The sequence below is a fragment of the Shewanella metallivivens genome (assembly GCF_028750675.1).
GTDB lineage: Bacteria > Pseudomonadota > Gammaproteobacteria > Enterobacterales > Shewanellaceae > Shewanella > Shewanella metallivivens.
On the sequence record NZ_JAQQPZ010000013.1, the window covers coordinates 962860 to 982606 of the forward strand.

16 protein-coding genes and 1 riboswitch are annotated in these 19747 nt (G+C 42.8%); of the genes, 13 read left to right on the forward strand and 3 right to left on the reverse strand.

Annotation, left to right across the window (positions count from 1 at the left end):
• Positions 1-78: 78 nt before the first annotated feature.
• Entirely contained in the window at positions 79-735 is a 657-nt protein-coding gene (ribB, locus tag PQR79_RS16980; RefSeq protein ID WP_238107824.1) for a 3,4-dihydroxy-2-butanone-4-phosphate synthase, read from the reverse strand.
• Positions 736-830: 95 nt separating this feature from the next.
• Positions 831-998, reverse strand: a riboswitch (FMN riboswitch).
• Positions 999-1245: 247 nt separating this feature from the next.
• On the opposite strand from ribB, the gene PQR79_RS16985 reads away from it, so the two are divergent.
• A complete protein-coding gene (locus tag PQR79_RS16985; protein ID WP_188736054.1) occupies positions 1246-1776 on the forward strand; it encodes a thioesterase family protein in 531 nt (176 codons plus the stop codon).
• A 92-nt stretch (positions 1777-1868) separates the two neighbouring features.
• Entirely contained in the window at positions 1869-2558 is a 690-nt protein-coding gene (locus PQR79_RS16990; protein ID WP_238107825.1) for a DNA-3-methyladenine glycosylase I, read from the forward strand.
• A 6-nt stretch (positions 2559-2564) separates the two neighbouring features.
• Here the strand turns inward: PQR79_RS16990 and PQR79_RS16995 are convergent, their stop codons facing one another.
• Positions 2565-3173 carry a TetR/AcrR family transcriptional regulator gene (locus PQR79_RS16995; RefSeq protein ID WP_223418979.1) on the reverse strand — a complete coding sequence of 203 codons (609 nt, stop codon included), beginning with the start codon at positions 3171-3173 and terminating at the stop codon, positions 2565-2567.
• Positions 3174-3279: 106 nt separating this feature from the next.
• Here PQR79_RS16995 and PQR79_RS17000 point away from each other — a divergent pair, with 106 nt between their 5' ends.
• From PQR79_RS17000 to PQR79_RS17025, 6 genes are all read left to right on the forward strand, one after another.
• Entirely contained in the window at positions 3280-4416 is a 1137-nt protein-coding gene (locus PQR79_RS17000; RefSeq protein WP_238107826.1) for an MBL fold metallo-hydrolase, read from the forward strand.
• A 319-nt stretch (positions 4417-4735) separates the two neighbouring features.
• Positions 4736-5887: an efflux RND transporter periplasmic adaptor subunit gene (locus PQR79_RS17005; RefSeq protein WP_238107827.1), complete on the forward strand. Its 1152-nt coding sequence runs from the start codon at positions 4736-4738 to the stop codon at positions 5885-5887.
• A 9-nt stretch (positions 5888-5896) separates the two neighbouring features.
• A complete protein-coding gene (locus tag PQR79_RS17010; protein ID WP_238107828.1) occupies positions 5897-9052 on the forward strand; it encodes an efflux RND transporter permease subunit in 3156 nt (1051 codons plus the stop codon).
• A gap of 438 nt (positions 9053-9490) precedes the next feature.
• Positions 9491-10030: a hypothetical protein gene (locus tag PQR79_RS17015; RefSeq protein ID WP_188736021.1), complete on the forward strand. Its 540-nt coding sequence runs from the start codon at positions 9491-9493 to the stop codon at positions 10028-10030.
• Positions 10031-10247: 217 nt separating this feature from the next.
• Complete coding sequence (locus PQR79_RS17020) at positions 10248-10985, forward strand: lytic transglycosylase domain-containing protein (protein ID WP_372943628.1); 738 nt, start codon at positions 10248-10250, stop codon at positions 10983-10985.
• Between the two features lie 127 nt (positions 10986-11112).
• Positions 11113-12432 (forward strand): M28 family peptidase, encoded by a 1320-nt coding sequence (locus PQR79_RS17025; protein ID WP_238107839.1) that lies wholly within the window; start codon positions 11113-11115, stop codon positions 12430-12432.
• Positions 12433-12510: 78 nt separating this feature from the next.
• On the opposite strand, the gene PQR79_RS17030 is transcribed toward PQR79_RS17025, so the two are convergent.
• Positions 12511-13356 carry a 23S rRNA (adenine(2030)-N(6))-methyltransferase RlmJ gene (locus tag PQR79_RS17030; protein WP_238107829.1) on the reverse strand — a complete coding sequence of 282 codons (846 nt, stop codon included), beginning with the start codon at positions 13354-13356 and terminating at the stop codon, positions 12511-12513.
• Positions 13357-13483: 127 nt separating this feature from the next.
• Here PQR79_RS17030 and PQR79_RS17035 point away from each other — a divergent pair, with 127 nt between their 5' ends.
• The 5 genes from PQR79_RS17035 (at position 13484) to PQR79_RS17055 (ending at position 19446) form a co-directional block, all read left to right on the forward strand.
• The gene (locus PQR79_RS17035; protein ID WP_238107830.1) at positions 13484-14260 is read left to right on the forward strand and encodes a class I SAM-dependent methyltransferase; all 777 of its coding nucleotides are present in this window, start codon (positions 13484-13486) and stop codon (positions 14258-14260) included.
• Between the two features lie 47 nt (positions 14261-14307).
• On the forward strand, positions 14308-15081 hold the full coding sequence (locus tag PQR79_RS17040) for a nuclease-related domain-containing protein (RefSeq protein ID WP_274408578.1): 774 nt from the start codon (positions 14308-14310) through the stop codon (positions 15079-15081).
• Between the two features lie 376 nt (positions 15082-15457).
• Positions 15458-16375, forward strand: a complete 918-nt coding sequence (locus PQR79_RS17045; RefSeq protein ID WP_238107861.1) for a hypothetical protein — start codon at positions 15458-15460, stop codon at positions 16373-16375.
• A gap of 384 nt (positions 16376-16759) precedes the next feature.
• Positions 16760-17236 (forward strand): hypothetical protein, encoded by a 477-nt coding sequence (locus PQR79_RS17050; protein WP_238107860.1) that lies wholly within the window; start codon positions 16760-16762, stop codon positions 17234-17236.
• Positions 17237-17319: 83 nt separating this feature from the next.
• A complete protein-coding gene (locus tag PQR79_RS17055) occupies positions 17320-19446 on the forward strand; it encodes a KAP family P-loop NTPase fold protein (protein WP_238107859.1) in 2127 nt (708 codons plus the stop codon).
• The last annotated feature ends 301 nt before the right edge of the window (positions 19447-19747 follow it).

The following is a 19747-nucleotide window of genomic DNA, read 5'->3' on the forward strand; positions in this document are numbered from 1 at the left end:
TACTAATATCACGTCATTATTCTAAACATAAAAAAGAGGCGCAAATGCGCCTCTGAGTATAAATGAGCAAGTAATAATTTATGCCAGTTTCAAATCATACTGGTTGCGGTACATCACCATGTCTTCGATGGTGAGTACGGGCATATTGTGCTTTAAACCAAAGGCGACGATTTCTGGCGCTTTTGCCATGCTGCCATCTTCGTTGGTCAGTTCACACAACACGCCTGCAGGCATTAAGCCAGCCATTTGCATTAAATCAACCGTACCTTCAGTATGACCGCGACGAGACATGACCCCGCCAGCGCGAGCGCGTAGCGGAAATACGTGCCCTGGACGGGCTAAATCAGATGCTTTAGCACTGCGGTTAGCGGCGGTTTTTATGGTGGTAACACGGTCTTGTGCTGACACGCCCGTTGTTACGCCTTCTTTAGCTTCAATCGACACAGTAAACGCGGTTTGGTTGGCACTGTTGTTGTCGGCAACCATAGGTGGTAACTCAAGCTTATTGGCGTGCTCGTCGGTTAAACATAAACACACAATGCCGCTGCATTCGCGGATCATTAATGCCATTTGCGCTGTGGTTAAGTGCTCAACTGAATAAATAATGTCGCCTTCGTTTTCGCGATCTTCATCGTCGAGTAACAAAACGCCGCGGCCTTCTCTAAGCGCTGCAAGGGCATTTTCGACACGGGTGATGGGTTCGCCAAATTCGGCAAGTAGTGATAGCTGATTCATGGTTGTACTCCTAAAATGACCAGAATCAGGGCTTGTAAAGAGGGATATAAATCCAAAACAAATTGCACCAAAAAGCCGTGGGCTGATTGATGTATCTCCATTCTCTCTCATCCGGACTATAACCGTCGGCTCTGGACTGTTAGTGATTACGTAAGGTAATACCAAGTCACCAGATCTGCTGACCTCGATGAATCGAGCGCTCGCGGGCTTACTTTTTCAAGTTTACCGCCGGTGGGGAATTGCGCCCCGCCCTGAGAATTATAAATAATGTTGTTTGCGTTTATTTCAGCTTATTGGCTTATTTACCAATAAGCTGAAATTGCGTTGCTATGGTAATCAGTTAAGAGTGAGATTAAAAGGGGGGTGAGTCGCAAAAAGAGTAACAAAATACGGTGTTGCATAGACTTTATAGGCTTGCGCATTCGCCAATCGGTATAAAGATAATAAAGCTTCTTGCTCACTGGTATGACCTTTGTTAGCCTGTCGCGCTAACAATAGGAGTAGTGGTAGATGAATCTGTATTTTCGTTTTGCGTTGTTGTTTTTATGGCGAATAGGCCATTGCAAACGTATTGATTTTTTAGGCACCAGTAAAATTAATTATCGCGTTTTACCGTTAGATTGCGACATCAACTTACATTTAACCAATTCGCGTTACCCGGCTTTTATGGATTTAGCCCGTACGTACATGATTGCCGAAATCGGTTTAATGAAGCAGTTTTTAAAGAATAAATGGCTGCCTATCGTGAACGCCGCCGAGTTTACGTACATCCGCGATATTAAACCGTTTGAAAAATTTACTATTGAAACCAAAATTGTTGGTTGGGATGAAAAATACTTTTACATTGAGCACCGTATCGTGACCGCACGTGGCTTGCATTGTATTGCCCATGTGCGTGGGGTATTTGTGTGCCGTGGTAAGCAAGTGCCTATCGAAACCTTAATTACGGCAGCGGGTTACACGGGTGATACGCCAGAACTACCGGCCGAAGTGGTTAAGTGGAAACAGTTTTTACAGCTCAAAAAAGAGTGTAATACATAATTACGATTGATTGTTGGTATCAATCTATACAGATCAATCAACCTGAATTTGCCGTATTAGCCAGTTTAGGTTGATTAGGCATAAGGAGTGACATGGTGGCATTAGAAACATTCAGTGATATTTGGGCGCGCGCTTGCGATCGTAAAGGCGGGCCAGCAATCGTGAAGTCGCTGCTACCTGACACACTCAGCGCAGCTGAAATCTGTGAGTATTCTGATGCACAATTGCTTTCTGTGATGAGTAAACGTGTGTTTCAAAGTGGCTTTGTGTGGCGAGTGGTCGATAATAAATGGTCAGCTTACGAACAAGCCTTCTTTGACTTTGTGCCGATGAAAGTATTAATGCTGTCACCCGATCAAATTCAGCAGCGCGCTAGCGATCCGGCCCTTATTCGCCACCAAAAGAAAACCCAGGCCATTGTCGATAATGCCTACATGATCCAGCAAATCAGTGCAGAACACGGCAGTTTTGCTGAGTTTATTGCCAATTGGCCAACAGATGACATTACCGGATTATGGCAAGTGCTTAAAAAACGTGGTGCACGTTTGGGCGGCAACACTGGGCCATACTTTTTGCGCGCGATTGGCAAAGACACCTTTTTACTTAGCCAAGATGTGCAGTCATATTTAACTGCGCATAAAGTGGTGGATGCTGGCTTTACCTCGCAAACAGCACTGCGCCAAACGCAAGCGGCTTTTAATCAGTGGCAGCAAGAGTCTGGCATGAGTTTGGCGCAAATTAGCCGTACGATTTCATTGGGCGTGGGTGACAATCGGGTGTAGTGGCTATCATGTTTGATAGCGACACAAAAAGACCTTCACGATTTCAGCGGCATGCTGATCTTTTTCTTTGTCAGTAAAAGGCTCGTTCATTTGAAAGATTAATGGCCAAAAACATTGGCCTTTAATTAAACTGTGCACTTGGTCCTGAGCCTGTTCAATATCGTCAACATTGATTCGACCATCTTTGTTGGCTGCTTTAATCCAGCGTGAAATTGCGTTTTCTTCTTTGATGATCTTTTTTATTTCTTTTTGCATTTCAGATGCATAAAACAAATGACCAATCACCATTCTTGACACTTCAATGTGTTCTTCTGACTGAATATGTTCAATATCATCGCGGACTAATTGTTGTAACTGCGGTGCCAATGGCTTGTTTGGGTGATAAGGCTCAGAAGGGTGCGACAACGCTTTTTTCCATAGGTCGGTCATCAATGTCATCACTAATGCTTCTTTGGTCGCGAAGTGGTTGTACACCGTGCGTTTAGACACGCCAGCCTCTTCGGCTAATTTGTCCATGCTCGTCGCAGTAACCCCTAATGCTTTAAAGGTTGTTCTGGCGGCTTCAATAATGGCCGCACGTTTAATTTGGCTACGGGTTTGTTTTTCTTGAGTCATGGTCTGCACTGTATCGAGTTTATGAAAGAGATTTTACACTGAGTAGTTTACTTTTCAATGGGAGATTATTAAACTACACCGTGTAGTTTACTTTGTTGGTGTCGAGATGAAAATATTAGCCGGTGTTATCGTTGGATTTGTGATGTTAGTTGCCATTGTGTGGCTCACAAAAACATGGTCAGCAGCCAATAAAAGCAAGCCGTTCACAAATAGTGAAAAAGCCTATCAGACGGGATTAAGCAGTTTATGGCCTATTGCTAAAGCCTATTGGAACACACAGCGCCAAGCACCTGCTCCAGTCAATGCTGTGCCGTTAATGACCTTGACTCAAGACATCCTCTCGCAAACGCATGACGATGCGATATATCGTTTAGGGCATTCAACAATATTAATGCGCTTAGATGGCGAGTACGTATTAATCGATCCGGTATTTAGCGAACGTGCATCGCCTGTGCAATGGGCTGGGCCAAAGCGCTTTCATGAGTCTCCTATCAGTATTGCAGATTTACCGGCAATAAAAGCCGTCATCATTAGCCATGATCATTATGATCACCTCGATAAAGCCGCCATTGAACAACTAGCGGACAAAGTGCAGCACTTTATTACACCACTTAAAGTGGGCGAATATTTAACGGCGTGGGGTGTTGACCCTATTCAGGTCACTGAACTTGAGTGGTGGCAATCGGTTGAGTTAAATGGACTAACCATTATCGCCACCCCTGCGCAGCATTTCTCGGGGCGAGGTTTACTGGACCGAGATCAGACATTGTGGGCCAGTTGGGTTATTCAAGGTTTGCAACACAAGATTTTTTATAGCGGTGACAGTGGCTATTTTGGTGGGTTTAAAGACATTGGCGAGCGATATGGGCCATTCGATGTGAGTATGATTGAAACGGGCGCCTATAATGAATTATGGAGCGATATCCATATGTTGCCAGAGCAGAGCTTGCAGGCGCATATCGATGTTAACGCCAAGGTAATGATACCCGTGCATAATGGTACATTTGATTTAGCATTACATGACTGGTTTGAACCTTTTGAACGTATTAACAAATTAGCTAAACAACATCATGTCACTTTGGCAACACCTAAGTTTGGTCAAGCAGTGATGTTGGCAAATCCACAAGCTAACGAGCTATGGTGGCGCGATATTATGATAAATCCAGCAACGGATGATGTAGAACAACAGGATAATGTACGCAAGATGGATGAATTAAATGAGGTTGTCACCGATCATAATTAGCCTATGTTGGTAATAGCTTTACCTAACCTGAGTACAGAAAAGTTGATATTGTCAACATGTTGGCGTAAAGTGCGCCAAATAAATGGATCGAATTTGTTTGATTGAGCAGATCTCAGTTAACAAGGTATTAACAAATTTACCATGTATAACCTAAGCTTATTATTTGTTTACAATTTATTGCATTAGGTTGAGTTGTTTGAATTTTGTCCCTGTGCGATAAAGAGCACAGAAAATTTTACAGTGTAATTTTAGCTATTTTCAAATGGAATGCCTCAAAACGGAGGAACCATATTGAACGCAAATTGGAGTAGGAGCACACATGCACAAAGCATTGAAAGTCGCCGCGGTGATATCTGCGGCAATATGGATTACCGCTTGTGGCAAAGCAGAGGATGCGGCTCAAGCGCAACAGCAACAACAACCTCCTTCTCCTGTTGGCGTGATGACTGTTGAAGCAGTATCACAGGCCATTACAGTCGAATTACCTGGTCGTAGCCGTGCCTTTTTAGAAGCAGAGGTGCGCCCACAAGTGTCTGGCATAATTACCAAGCGCGCCTTTACTGAAGGCAGTGAAGTGAGCCAAGGCCAATCACTGTATCAAATTGATTCGGCCACATATAAGGCTGCATTAGTCAGTGCAGAAGCTGACCTTGCCAGCGCGAATGCGGCGTTAGCATCAGCCAAAGCTAAAGCGGCTCGTTATGCTCAGCTGGTTAAAACCAATGCGGTGAGTAAGCAAGATTTTGACGAAACCGAAGCTGCCTACAAAGAAGCTCAAGCTGCGGTTACAGTGGCTAAAGCTGCCATTAATACAGCCAATATTAATCTTGAATACACCGAGGTTAAAGCGCCTATTTCTGGCCGAATTGGTAAATCATCGGTTACTGCAGGTGCGTTAGTGACAGCGAATCAAGCAACAACGCTTGCGACGATTCAGCAACTTGATCCCATCAATGTCGACATTGTTCAATCAAGTGCGCAACTGCTGCGCTTAAAGGCTAATTTACGTTCTGGTCAATTGCTTAAAAGTGATAATGCCAAAGTGTTGTTGACGCTTGAAGATGGCAGCACTTATGACTATGAAGGCACATTACAGTTTGCAGAAGTGAATGTAGACGAGACCACGGGCTCAGTGACATTACGAGCAGAGTTTCCAAATCCAGATGGCACTTTATTACCAGGCATGTATGTGCGTGCACAGCTAAATGCAGGCCAAGACCCTCAAGCGATTTTAGTGCCACAACGTGCTATTACACGCAACAATAAAGGCCAAGCGGTGGCGATGTTGGTTGATAAAGACAACAAGGTAGAAATGCGCGTTGTCAAAACTGCCGAAGTTATCGATAACCAATGGCGTATTGTTGAAGGACTAGCACCTGGCGATAAATTGATTGTCGAAGGACTACAAAAAATCCGCCCTGGTGCACCAGTGTCTCCGCAAGTGTTAACGGCCGACCAACCACAAAAATAGGGATACATTATGGCTCGCTTTTTTATTGATCGCCCAATTTTTGCCTGGGTGATCGCAATATTAATTATGCTTGCAGGTGTGTTAGCCATTAAAGGCCTACCCATTGCCCAGTATCCGAGTATTGCGCCGCCAACGGTTGTGATCAGTGCATATTATCCGGGTGCATCTGCCAAAACTATGGAAGACACGGTAACCCAGGTGATTGAGCAGCGTATGACTGGGCTTGATCATTTACGTTATATTTCGTCCACCAGTGACAGCTTTGGTAATGCTTCAATTACCTTAACCTTTAATGCTGAAGCAGATCCCGATATTGCTCAAGTACAGGTGCAAAACAAACTGCAAGCTGCAACGCCGTTATTGCCTGCTGAAGTACAGCAACAGGGGGTGACGGTTAACAAGTCGACGTCAGGTTTTTTGATGGTGCTTGGTTTTGTGTCTGAAGATGGCTCAATGGGTAAAAGCGATATTGCAGACTATGTAGCGGCCAATATTCAAGACCCAATGAGCCGTGTTGCAGGTATGGGGGAAATCACACTTTTTGGTGCCCAGTATGCGATGCGTATATGGCTAGACCCACTAAAGTTAACCCAGTACAACTTAACCAGTATTGATGTCACTGCGGCGATTAGTGAGCAAAATGCGCAAATTTCGACGGGTCAATTAGGTGGTGCGCCATCAGTTGCAGGGCAGGAGCTTAACGCGACAATCACTGCGCAAAGTCGTTTGCAAACCCCTGAACAATTTAGACGTATTATCCTAAAATCGGATTCTTCTGGTGCGAATGTGTATCTTGAAGATGTGGCAAAAGTCGAATTGGGCGCAGAAAGCTACGCGGTTGATTCTTACTACAACGGAATGCCTGCTTCTGGTTTAGCATTTAGTTTAGCCACCGGTGCCAATGCGCTTGATACCGCTGAAGGGATTAAAGCCAAAATTAATGAGATGAAGGCGTTTTTCCCGCAAGGGCTTAAAGTGGTTTATCCCTACGACACTACGCCATTTGTTGAACAGTCTATCGAAGGTGTTGTGCATACATTATTAGAAGCCATTGTGTTGGTGTTTTTAATTATGTATCTGTTTTTGCAAAACTTTAGGGCTACGTTAATTCCCACTATTGCGGTTCCTGTGGTATTGCTTGGCACCTTTGCTGTGTTATCGGCATCTGGCTTTACCATTAATACCTTAACCATGTTTGCCATGGTTTTGGCCATTGGTTTGCTGGTGGACGACGCCATTGTGGTGGTGGAAAACGTTGAGCGGGTCATGTCTGAAGAGGGCTTAAGTCCGCTAGAAGCTACCCGCAAGTCGATGGACCAAATCACCAGTGCCCTGGTGGGTATTGGCTTAACCCTGTCTGCGGTGTTTGTGCCTATGGCATTTATGTCGGGGTCGACAGGGGTTATTTACCGCCAGTTCTCCATTACCATTGTATCGGCAATGGCCTTGTCAGTGTTTGTGGCAATTGTGTTAACACCGGCATTATGTGCCACCATGTTAAAACCGATTAAAAAAGGTCATACCCACGCAGACACCGGGTTCTTTGGTTGGTTTAACCGTAAGTTTGATGCAATGACCTCGCGTTATGAGTCGAGCGTTGGCAGTATTTTAAAACGCTCATTCCGTGTGATGTTAATTTACATTGGTTTAGTGATTGCGGTGGGTTGGATCTTCTTACGTATGCCAACGGCATTTTTACCCGATGAAGACCAAGGTATCTTATTTACGCAGGCTATTTTGCCCACAAACGCAACTCAGGAAAGCACTGTTAACGTACTTAAAGAGATTAATGACTATTACCTCACTGAGGAAAAAGACATCGTTAATTCTGTATTTACCGTAGCAGGTTTTAGTTTTGCCGGTTCAGGCCAAAATATGGGGCTTGCGTTTGTGGGCTTAAAAGATTGGTCTACTCGTGAAGCACCAGGCGAAGATGTGCAATCGTTAGCTGGGCGTGCAATGGGGCGCTTTATGCAAATTAAAGAAGCATTTGTATTTGCATTTGTGCCCCCCTCGGTGATTGAGCTCGGTAACGCTACTGGCTTTGATGTGTACTTAAAAGACTTAAATGGCCAAGGTCATGACAAACTGATTGAGGCACGTAATCAGTTGCTAGGTATGGCCTCACAAAACCCTAACTTAGTGGGGGTAAGACCTAACGGCCAAGAAGATGCGCCGATGTACCATATTAATATCGATCATGCCAAACTGCGTGCATTAGACATTGATATTAATAACGTTAATAGCGTGATGGCGACGGCGTTGGGTGGCTCTTATGTGAATGATTTTATTGACCGTGGCCGGGTTAAAAAGGTGTACGTGCAAGGTGAAGCAAAATACCGTATGCAGCCAAGCGACCTAGACACCTGGTATGTGCGTAACAGCCTTGGTGAGATGGTACCGTTTTCGGCGTTTTCTTCGGGTGAGTGGCAAATAGGATCGCCGCAACTACAGCGTTTTAATGGTGTGCCAGCGGTTAATATTCAAGGCGCCACCGCACAAGGCTTCAGTACTGGTGCCGCGATGGACGCGCTAGAAGAAATGGCCAAACAATTGCCGCCAGGCTTTGGTTTAGAGTGGAATGGGTTGTCGTACGAAGAACGGTTGTCTGGCAACCAAGCTCCGAGCCTATACGCACTGTCTATCTTGATTGTATTCTTGGTACTTGCGGCATTGTACGAGAGTTGGTCGGTGCCGTTATCGGTTATTCTGGTGGTGCCACTGGGTATTATTGGTGCATTGCTCGCCATGAATGGCCGTGGTTTACCTAACGACGTATTCTTCCAGGTCGGCTTATTAACCACAGTTGGGTTGGCAACTAAAAACGCCATCTTGATTGTTGAGTTTGCTAAAGAATACTTTGAGAAAGGCTCGGGCTTAATTGAGGCAACACTGCATGCAGTGAGAGTACGTTTACGCCCAATTTTAATGACGTCATTGGCCTTTGGTTTAGGTGTAGTGCCATTAGCCATTAGTTCTGGTGTTGGCTCTGGCAGTCAAAATGCCATCGGTACTGCTGTACTGGGCGGGATGATGTCATCGACATTCCTGGGTATTTTCTTTGTGCCGTTATTCTTTGTGGTGGTTGAACGCATCTTTAGTAAGCGTGAAAAAATAACCGAAGCAGAGCATGAGCAAATCGATAATGATAGAAAGTCGATATAATCACTGAACCGTGTTTAAAAGCCCAGTTAATCTGGGCTTTTTTGTGTCTGTAGCCATAGACTTTTCTGCAGTGATTTGGTCAAAAAAGGATGTAGCACGTAAAACCCAGTTTAACGGCAATTAAATGATACTTAAATCTTGCTAATTGACTATTTTTAAAAGACTAAACTTAAATTGTGTTTAAAAAACACCCTAAGCGGTTTTGCTTTAGGTTATTGAAAAATTTACTGATTAAAAAACTACTTGTGTAAATATCATCCAGGTACTCTTCTGTGTTTGTGTTATGATTAAGATCTTAATTAAAACAGATTTTTAACATCTATTTGTCCTAACTAAACACCTTTGTGGTTATTTTTTAACGAAGAGATTGTTGATAAAGATGAACTTTTGATTAAATAATGATTATGATAGTGAATAACAATAATAAAGGATGTCACCATGCAGGCGCTGTTACTTAGCCTCACTTTAGCTGCTATTCTGGCTTATCTATGGTATGCCAGTTTACTTAAAAAACGCACTTCAGCCATTGAAGCGCTAAAAGTGATCGACTCAAAAATCGATAGACGATTAACGCTGTTTACCGAATTATGTCGTGAAAGACAGTCATATCAACATCCCTTAACCGCTGAACAGCAAGCGCAACTTGCCCACTTAAAACACATACAACCCCAGCATGATTGGAACCAACCCATTGAAGAGTCAAATGTGGCTGGTGGCTCATTGTCAGTGTCTATTGCCGCCTGGCAACAAATCGATCAAGGGTTAGAGTCACTGCTGTCGACGGTAAATAAAGACAAGCTATGCACTGAACAATTGGCCGAGTATTTACAGCTTGAACTTGATTTTGTACATGCCGAAGATTTTTATCGCAAAGCCGTGGATGAGTTAAACAGTGGGGTAAAAATTTTTCCTGGGTCGGCAGTGGCAAAATTTGCGCGGATTGCCCCGATGCCCATTTTTGACCAAGTGCAGGAATAAGCCCATGTTATGGCGTAATAGTTTGGCGCTTTTACTTACCGGCACTGTGTTGCTGGGAATAACCGCAGAAGCCAAACAAGTGGTTTATCCTGAGGTTGAAGATGTCGTTAAACCGAAAATTAAAGCCAAATACATTGAAGAACGGCCTGAGCAAAAAACGCAACGCTCATTACAGCCATCAGCCGTAAGCGAACCCGCGCTTGAGCATGTTAATGCGATTGAACAGCCCCCTGTTACGTCGCTCAATGATCAGCTTGTACTCGATAATAGCTATGTTAATGATACTTCTAGACCTCGCACCTTAACCAACGACTATCCGCTAAAAAAATCCTCAACAACACCAAATAAACTCAGAGTTAAAGCGCAATATTCTGAAAACGGTATTGTGAGCGATCTTGGCGTTGAAAAACGTAAAGTGTACCAATATAAGCAAGCTAACGGGATTATGGTATTTAGTGATCAGCAACCGTTAGATGCCGACTATCAAGTGTTGTTGTACGAGTGCTTTGCCTGCCGACCAGACTCCACCATCGACTGGTATAAAATCCCTTTATTTACGTCGCACTTTGCTACCGATGTGGCGTTAGCCGCACACAGATATCAGTTAGACCCGGCATTAATTAGAGCCGTGATTCATGCAGAGTCGGCGTTTAAGCCTGGCGCCGTTTCAAAAGCGGGTGCCAAAGGTTTAATGCAATTAATGCCCGGCACCGCCAGTGATATGGGCGTAGACAATCCATTAAATGCCCAGCAAAATATTCGTGGTGGTAGCCGTTATTTAGCACAGCTATTAGCCCAATTTAATGGTGATTTAGACCTAGCGTGCGCCGCGTACAATGCTGGCCCAAGCACCGTCACCCAATACCGTGGCATTCCGCCATACCCAGAAACTCAAGCTTATGTGAAGCGCGTAAAAATATTATTCAAACGCTACCAAAAAGCATTAGCCAGTTAATCGAGGTCATATGAAATATCTTATCCACAAAGCAGCGCCAAAGCGCGTCAAACTCAGCCCTAAGAGCGGTTACTGTTTAGCGGGCCTAGCAGGGTTATTAATTCTAGGTGCGGCCACGGTTCCTGCTATGGCGGCAACCCCAGCAACATCAGTTGCACCATCGCAAGAAGACATGCGCTTATACGACATTGCTAATGCGCCACAAGCACAGCGCATTGAGCAAGATATTCGTACCCTGGTTGATTTTGGTACTCGTCATACCTTATCTGACACGCAGTCAGACACCCAGGGTATTGGCGCAGCAAGACGCTGGATAGAAGCCGAGTTTAAGCGAATTTCAACACAGTGTGGTGGCTGTTTAGAGGTTGTTACCGTAGCCAAAACGGTTGAAGGCAAGCGTATCGCCAAGCCAACAGAAGTGGTCAACGTTATCGCGATTCAGCGCGGTAAAACAGATCCTAAGCGTGTGGTGATGATGAGCGGTGATATTGATTCGCGTGTTACCGACGTGCTGGATGCCACTTCTATTTCACCAGGCGCAAACGACAATGCCTCCGGTGTGGCAGGCGCATTAGAAGCTGCACGGGTGTTATCTCAATATCAGTTTAACGGCACCATAGTGTACGCGGCCTTGTCGGGTGAAGAACAAGGCTTATACGGCGGCAATATTTTAGCCGACTATGCCAAAGCACAAGGCTGGCAAGTGCAGGCTGTGCTCAATAACGACATGATCGGCAACATTGCCGGCATTAATGGCGTGGTCAATAACAGCAGTGTGCGAGTGTTTTCGGAAGGTGTGCGCTTTGCCGAAACCGCCGACGAAGCAAAAGAGCGTTATTTTAGTGGTGGGGAGAACGATTCTGCCTCACGTAATTTAGCCCGTAAAATTAAATCATTAGCCGACCAGTACATGACGAACCTTGACGTCATGTTAGTGTATCGCCTCGACCGATTTGGCCGTGGTGGGCACCATTTACCGTTTAATCAAGCCGGTTTACCAGCGGTGCGCATTATGGAAACCAACGAGCATTACGACCGCCAACATCAAGATATTCGGGTTGAAAACGGCATTGCTTACGGTGATGTGATTGAAGGGGTCGATTTTGACTTTACCGCCAAACTCACCGCATTAAATGCAATTAGTTTAGCCGCACAGGCGTGGGCACCAGCGCCGCCAACTAAGGTGAGCATTGAAGGTCAGGTGTCACCCAGTACTACGCTAAGTTGGCAAAAAAGCACTGATGACACGGTAGTAGGTTATCGGGTGTATTGGCGCTCAACGACCGCGCCAGAGTGGACTCACAGCCGCTATGTGGGCAAGGTTGATAGGTTTACTTTAGATAACCTAGTGATTGATAATTATTTATTTGGCGTGGCAAGTGTTGCTGCTAATGGCAATGTTAGCCCGGTGGTATTCCCTGGGGCGGCAGGCGCGTTTTTTAAGTAATGATTTAAGTTCGCTATAAAAAAGCCCGGCGCATCAATATGCGCCGGGCTTTTTATTATCTTGTAAGGGGTCATGCGGCTACTCGCCAACTTCCCATTTTACTGTTGTGTAACCGTCGGCATGGCCCAATAATGGCGCTAAATACTCGAGTGCTTCTTTGGCCATAACATCCATTTGCCAAGGCGGATTGATAATCCATAAACCCGCAGCTGTCATGCCAAATTCATCGCTATCGGCATGAATGGCTTGCTCAATACGCAGTTGTTTTTTAATGCCGCTATTTTTAAGCAGTGTCAGCATGGCTTCTGTTTGCTCGCGTTTTACCACCGGATACCACAACATAAAAATACCCGTAGCAAAGCGTTTGTGCGCTTTAATCAGTGTGTGTGCAACATCAATATAATCGGTTTTAATTTCATAACTTGGGTCAATTAAAATCACCCCACGGCGCTCTAAAGGCGGCACGGCAGCAATTAATCCGGCTAAACCATCGTTGTTAATCACTTTTACTTGTTTGTCTTGAATAAAGTAACTTTCAAGTAACTCATGGTCGGTTGTGTGTAGCTCGTGCAATACCATGCGATCTTGCGGACGTAATTCTACATCTACAAATGCAGGCGAGCCTGGATACACTCTAAGCTCACCGTCATATTCAGCATTAAAGTGGCGTACCGCTTCAACATAATCGGCTAAGGCAACAGGCAGGTTTTCATGCTCCCACAGTTTGGCTACGCCCTCTAAATACTCGCCGGTTTTTTGCGAAAACTCATCCGTTAACGAATACGCGCCAGCGCCTGCATGAGTGTCGATATACACATAAGGTTTTTCTTTTTTCTGCATGGCTTTTAATGCTTGGATTAGCATTGAATGTTTAAGCACATCGGCATAATTGCCTGCATGGTAACCGTGGCGATAACTAAGCATGGGCGTTTCCATTAACGAATGAACAGTAAAAACTGTGTAATACCATCATTATAAGTTTTCTCAGGCGTGAGGTATAGGTATTCACTGGTGATGGCTTTTGGCATAATGAGGTAGTTTTTATTTTGGCATGGTATTTATCTTGTTGCAGACACCTATCTTTTTTAATCAGCAGTACCCAACATTGGTGGATATCGCTACTCGCTGGCAACTCGTGTGGGACAAAGACGCCGCATTTGAATTGCGCTTTGAGCAAAACTGTTTGAGTTTGTACAAACGAGATGAACCCAAATTAGATGGTATTAACGTTGATTTTGTCTCAGGTGCTGTGGCACACCGGCGCAAATTTGGTGGTGGGCGCGGGCAGTCTATCGCCAAAGCGGTTGGGTTAAAGCAAGGTGTAACGCCAACGGTTGTCGATGGCACAGCAGGTTTAGGCCGCGATGCATTTGTATTGGCAAGCCTGGGCTGCAAAGTGATTATGGTTGAGCGCCACCCTGTGGTTGCCGCACTATTAGAAGACGGCCTACGCCGCGCCTATGAAGACGCCGAAATTGGCGGATGGATGCAGGATTTGATGAGTCTGTTTCATGGTTCAAGCTTGGATGCATTAGCTGATGCTGCGCAGTCCTCTGGTACTGAAGTAGACGTAGTGTATTTAGACCCAATGTACCCACATCGCGAAAAGTCAGCCTTAGTCAAAAAAGAAATGCGCGTATTTCAAACCTTAGTGGGTGCCGACCTCGACGCCGACGGCTTATTAGCGCCGGCAATGGCATTGGCCACCAAGCGTGTAGTAGTAAAACGCCCCGATTATGCTGAAGATCTTGATGGTGTAAAACCGAGTATGGTATTAGCGCAGAAAAAAAATCGCTTTGATGTGTATGTGAAAGCCGCGATGAAATAGTGGTGTTGAAATAGCAGTGATTAGGCGTTAACAATAAGGATGTTGCTGTGGATTTAATTGAAATCTTAATGAATGCTGCTCTCAACGTTTGGTATATTTTCCCTATTATTTTATTGACCTATATCACCACAACACCTTGGTTTAAAGGTCTTTGGGGTGAGTTTCAGGTCAATTTGATACTCAAGAGGTTACCGCATAACGAGTATCGCAGACTTAAAAATATTACCCTGCCAACAGACAATGGCACCACTCAAATTGATCATATTGTTGTATCTAAATTTGGTGTGTTCATTATTGAAACAAAAAACATGAAAGGGTGGATTTTTGGCTCTGCTAACCAAAAACTGTGGACACAGAAAATATTTAAATACTCATCTCAATTTCAAAATCCAATCCATCAAAATTATAAGCATCTAAAGACACTAGAAGCGCTGCTTAATATCAATATTGATGCACTCTTCTCGGTTGTTGTATTTATCGGTGATAGTCAATTTAAAACGGAGGTGCCGGAAAATGTCACTCATGCAAGTGGTTGCTTATCATATATTCGTTCACACTCTGCTGAACTACTGAATCAACAGCAAGTTTTAGATATCATCAACAATATTGAATCAGGTCGTTTAGCGCGAGGGTTTTCAACAAACCAAGCCCATAAAGTGCATGTTAAAGAAATCATTAAGCAAAAAAATACCGATAAGCTTTGCACAAAATGTGGATCAGATATGGTGTTACGTGAAGCTAAAAAAGGCCAAAATGCAGGATCTAAATTTTGGGGCTGTTCAAACTTTCCCAAATGTAGGACAGTGGAGAAACTCAACTAAATGTCGGTGTGTATTTTAGTAGTCCTTTATGTGCTTTAGTCATACACATCTTGAACTCAAGTTCAGAAATGTGTCACTACAGTGTAAATCATTTATGCCCCATTCCGTGTCAGTAAGGTATATCAGGGGCAAGGCAATAATCGATCAATGAAAAAGATTGAACATCATCAATCCTACTTTAAAAGATGTAATCAGAACAGATAATTAGCCTAAAGGTTGTACAAATACCACTACCGAAAAAAAGTAAATTCCTATAACATAAAACATACCGATTAATATGAATATGGCATCGGCCAAGTCCAAAAACCGAGTTGTGCCTTGCAAACAGCGCAACGCATAAATACTAAAACGTTATAAGGCTAAAATGGACAAATTTATGACGGAAAGTAAAAGTAATAATTTTGTAAGAGCCTTAATTGTCGGCTTAGTCGGTTTCATTGTATGGCTTGTTGCATATAGTTTTCTATCTCTTGAACCAAAAGGAACTATTTCAACGGGGATTATTACACTTATAGTTCTACTCGTTGTTATTGTACTAAGTGAGAGTTTTGATAATTTTAGTGTTGGCAAATTACTCACAATGTCTCGTGAGATAAAAGCAAAAGAAAATTCAATCATTAAGCTTAATTCCGAAAATACTGAGTTAAGAAGAGAGTTAGTTAATGTGGTGACTTCTATCTCACAAAACCAGTCCAGTACAAATATAATTGGGTTCCCTGATGATTTAGCAAAAAGAATGGGCGTAGAAAAAGCGACTGATGATGAAATTAGCAAGAAGCGAGATGAAGAAAGCGAAGCGTCAACTGAGCGTGTTCGGCCTGTAAGAAGACGAATAAATCATCAAAAACTTGAAGAAATTGCTTTTTCTAAGTTTCTCTCAAAAAGAAGTCTTACTGAATACGATCTAATGCAGGAAGCTAAACTCGTTACACAGTTTAGCGGCATAGATGCGGTGAGCAATATTCAACCGATTTACGATGGCTACATTAATACTGGTGAGAGTGAAATTTTCATTGAAATAAAAGCCTCTAGAGTTTCATCAATTATGATGAGAGAAAGAGTCTATTTAATGCTCAATAAAATATTTTTATACAATAAAGTAAAAAAAGCTAATGCTCACTTAAATTTATTGTTGGTTGATATTGATGGTGAAGATCAAGACCAACGTCGCAGTCAAAGGAATACAGATCGGTTCAAAGAGTTTTTTGAGCCATCGATTGTCAATGGTCTTCTGAGAATAGTACCAATAGAGCTTACTGAAGAAGAGATTTCTCAAATTTACATTGAGGAGTAGCCGCCTGTAACAAAAGCGTCAATTGGGACTGGTTTTCCGCTGGCACTCCAAACCAGCCCATTAAGCGGGCATTGAATTAAGCCGCTGCGCGGAGCCAAGTCAAGCTTCAATTGACTGTATTACTCGTATTGAATCAGCTAAACTAAAAATGTGATGGAACACCACAATGATAAGGGAATTTCAATGAAATACGTGCAAATCAGACCATATATTCAGTTCAGAACTGCTCTGCAGCTCAGAGCCAGAATCAAAAAAAGCAAATTCCTATAGTATAAAGCGTACCAATTAACCTGGACTCGGCATCGGCCAAGTCCAACAAGCGGTTTGTGCCATGCAAACAGTGCTACGCACAAATACTAAAACGTTATGGCGAAAGGAGTCGCAATGAGCCAATCCGACAAAATATATAGCTCGAAAGTATCTCTCACAATAAATATTTTAACGGTCATATTTGTCCCGCTTATTTGGTGGCACTTTTTCGATTTTACATTTCCTGAAATGACTCAAGATGCAGCGAGGAAGTTTAGCCAAATTGGTGCGTTGATTAATCTATTGGCAGCAATGTTTTTGGCAATACGTTTCTTATGGAAGGGTCGTTATAGTCGAAGACAATTACAAATAGAAAAACTTGATACGGAATTAGAAAAACATTTTGAATTCCTTAAGCATCAAACTTTTACGGAAGAACAAAAATCTAAATATGAGGAAATTAAATTTTTAACTCAAGAAGATCACTTACAAGAAATGAAAAATATATTGGAGTTAGATAAGGTTGAGCATAATCACATGTATTTGGGGCTTACTTGCCTATTTATAGGCACGGTTATGCAAATCCTTGGAGCAGGTTACGTTTCGCCATAACAGTTGGCTTGCGCTCTTTAGCCAACTATTTCGAGCCGCTTAGCAAGTCGTTTAGCAATCTCAACAAACAATGGAACTATATAATGGGAAAATACCATAACGACCAACCGATACAGGGGGGGCCTGATGATCCTGACTTATTAAATAGACTGGATTTTTCCAACCATTTGGCAAATGTACTGTTATTAAATCATGATGATGATTGTCTAACTGTTTCTTTGGAAGGCGAATGGGGATATGGAAAAACATCAGTAATAAATCTTGTCAAAGGAGCTTTGAATGAAAAAGAAACCGCCCCAATTATTATTGAATATAATCCTTGGTTGGCCGGTAAGCCTGAGTCATTAATTCAAGATTTCTTACTCCAATTTTCATCCCAACTCAATATTAAAGATAACTCTGAAGTGGCATTAAAAGCTGCAAAGGAGTTGATTGCATACTCTAGCCTCTTTAGTGTCGCAAAGCTTGTACCTGGTGCGGAACCATGGGCATCAATAGTTGAAAAGGTATTATCTAAATTTGGAAGTTCAACTAAGAAAATTGCTGAATTAAAAAAACTCGATCTTTTAGGTAAAAAGAAAAAGGTTGTTGCTGCAATTGAAAAAGTTAAAGCGCCGATAGTCGTCATTATTGATGATATTGATAGGTTAACCCCATCTGAAACATTTCAAGTTTTGCGACTCGTTAAGGCTGTGGCAGATTTTCCAGGGACTTCATTTCTATTAGCTTTTGACTCAAGCTACCTAGTCTCTGTTTTAGATAAGAATGACATTGTGAATGCTTCGGAATATATCAATAAGGTAGTGCAACTCAGGGTACCCCTTCCTGTAATTTCTGAAAGAGGGATGAATCAGCTTGCTAATATAGAGCTGGATAATCTGAGTGATAAAAACTTAACAGATAGATTTGAAGCAGACCAAGAGAAGTTAAGCTGGATTTTTCATAATTATTTCAAGCACCTTATTAGGAACCCAAGAGAATTAAAAAGATTTTTCAATCACCTGAGGTTTGTGTTGGAACAGGTTGAAGGGCAAGTCTGTTTCTCCGATCTTTTTTCGTTATCAATAATCGCTACAAAAGCTAACTCGATATACGAGCATGTCAAGAAAGCGCCAGAAGCATATATAGGCAAAAGGTTTTCGAATGACGGTCTTATGATGGATAAGCCAGAAGAAGTGGTCAAATCATTTAGTGAAGAGCGGAGTCAAATTTTAAAAGAATTCAGCGAAAGGGACCGTAAGTTATTAGAGGGGCTTCTTGGAGATACTTTTCCTCTTCTGGATTCTGGCGGTTATTCACATTATGGCGTTTCTGATGCTGATTCTGCCGGCAGAGTATCAGCCCCGCAAAGGTTACATGTTGCGTTTCATTACAAAACGCCTACCGGGTATCTTTCTGATCAAGAGATCCTTGACTTTATCTCTGGAGACATCAATAGGGATGATTTTCTTAGTAGGGTTGTTTCTGAAGACGCCGATGATCGATTCTTTGAAATGATGACGAATTATGCAAAAGAGTGCAAAGGCAATAGCTTTGATGTTTTGACTTGTATTTATGACGCGTTCCTTAAATCTGAAAAGCTAATATCTTCTCTAGAAAGTAATTATGGTTTCATGTCTAGGGATCTTTATCGCCAAATGAACTGGCTTACAAATAAGGTCATCTCTGAGAGTGACGATAAATATACATTGATAAAAAAACTTGTCGGGAGACAGAAAAGTGCGCCTTTGGCTGCCGATGTTTTATACAAAATTCGTAGCCAGATTCATGGAAAAAAGAGCTATGACGAGCCATGGGTCTCTGAAGAACAGCTTGATGAGCTTGAGATTGACTATCAAAAGGTTGCTATTAAATCTCTTTCCGATAAGACACATATTGATAATCATCTTGAATCACACATATTCTATGAGTTAAAAAGGTCATCAAAAGATAAAACATCTGAATTTATGGATACAGTCTTGAGTGGTGATAATGGCACAATTAGAGTGGTCGAAATAATTGGTAACACTGGTAGTGATTCTACTAATGGCCCCTTCGTTGAAATCGATGAAAAATCTTTTGGTGATGTTGTTGATTTAGAAAATCTTAGAGAGCAAGCCCAAAAAATAGATATTGCAAACCAACCTGTCCATATTCAAGCGGTACTTAAGAGTATTATTGATGGGAAAAAATATTACTTGAGAGATGGGGTGTTAGGTGAGCGATGGTAGCCAAAATTGCTTACAAGCGCATTTTCGGCTGAATCCAGTCCAAGGAAATAGTTAATGGTGAGAGTTAAAATCGAAGAGATAGTGGATCATCTCAGGACAGAAATGAGTAAGGCGCTCAAGCAAGCGGTAGAAAATACAATTCCAGACGTTGAATTTGATGAGCGAGAGCTTTTTCGTAATTTTCGTCGATCCGTTGGTCGAAAGTGCAGTACTTGGGAGAACGTTCCGGATCAATATGTTGAATCTGACTAAGCCGCATCGTATTAACAAGACCAGTCAGCAGTCCGCGTCCTTGCTGTCG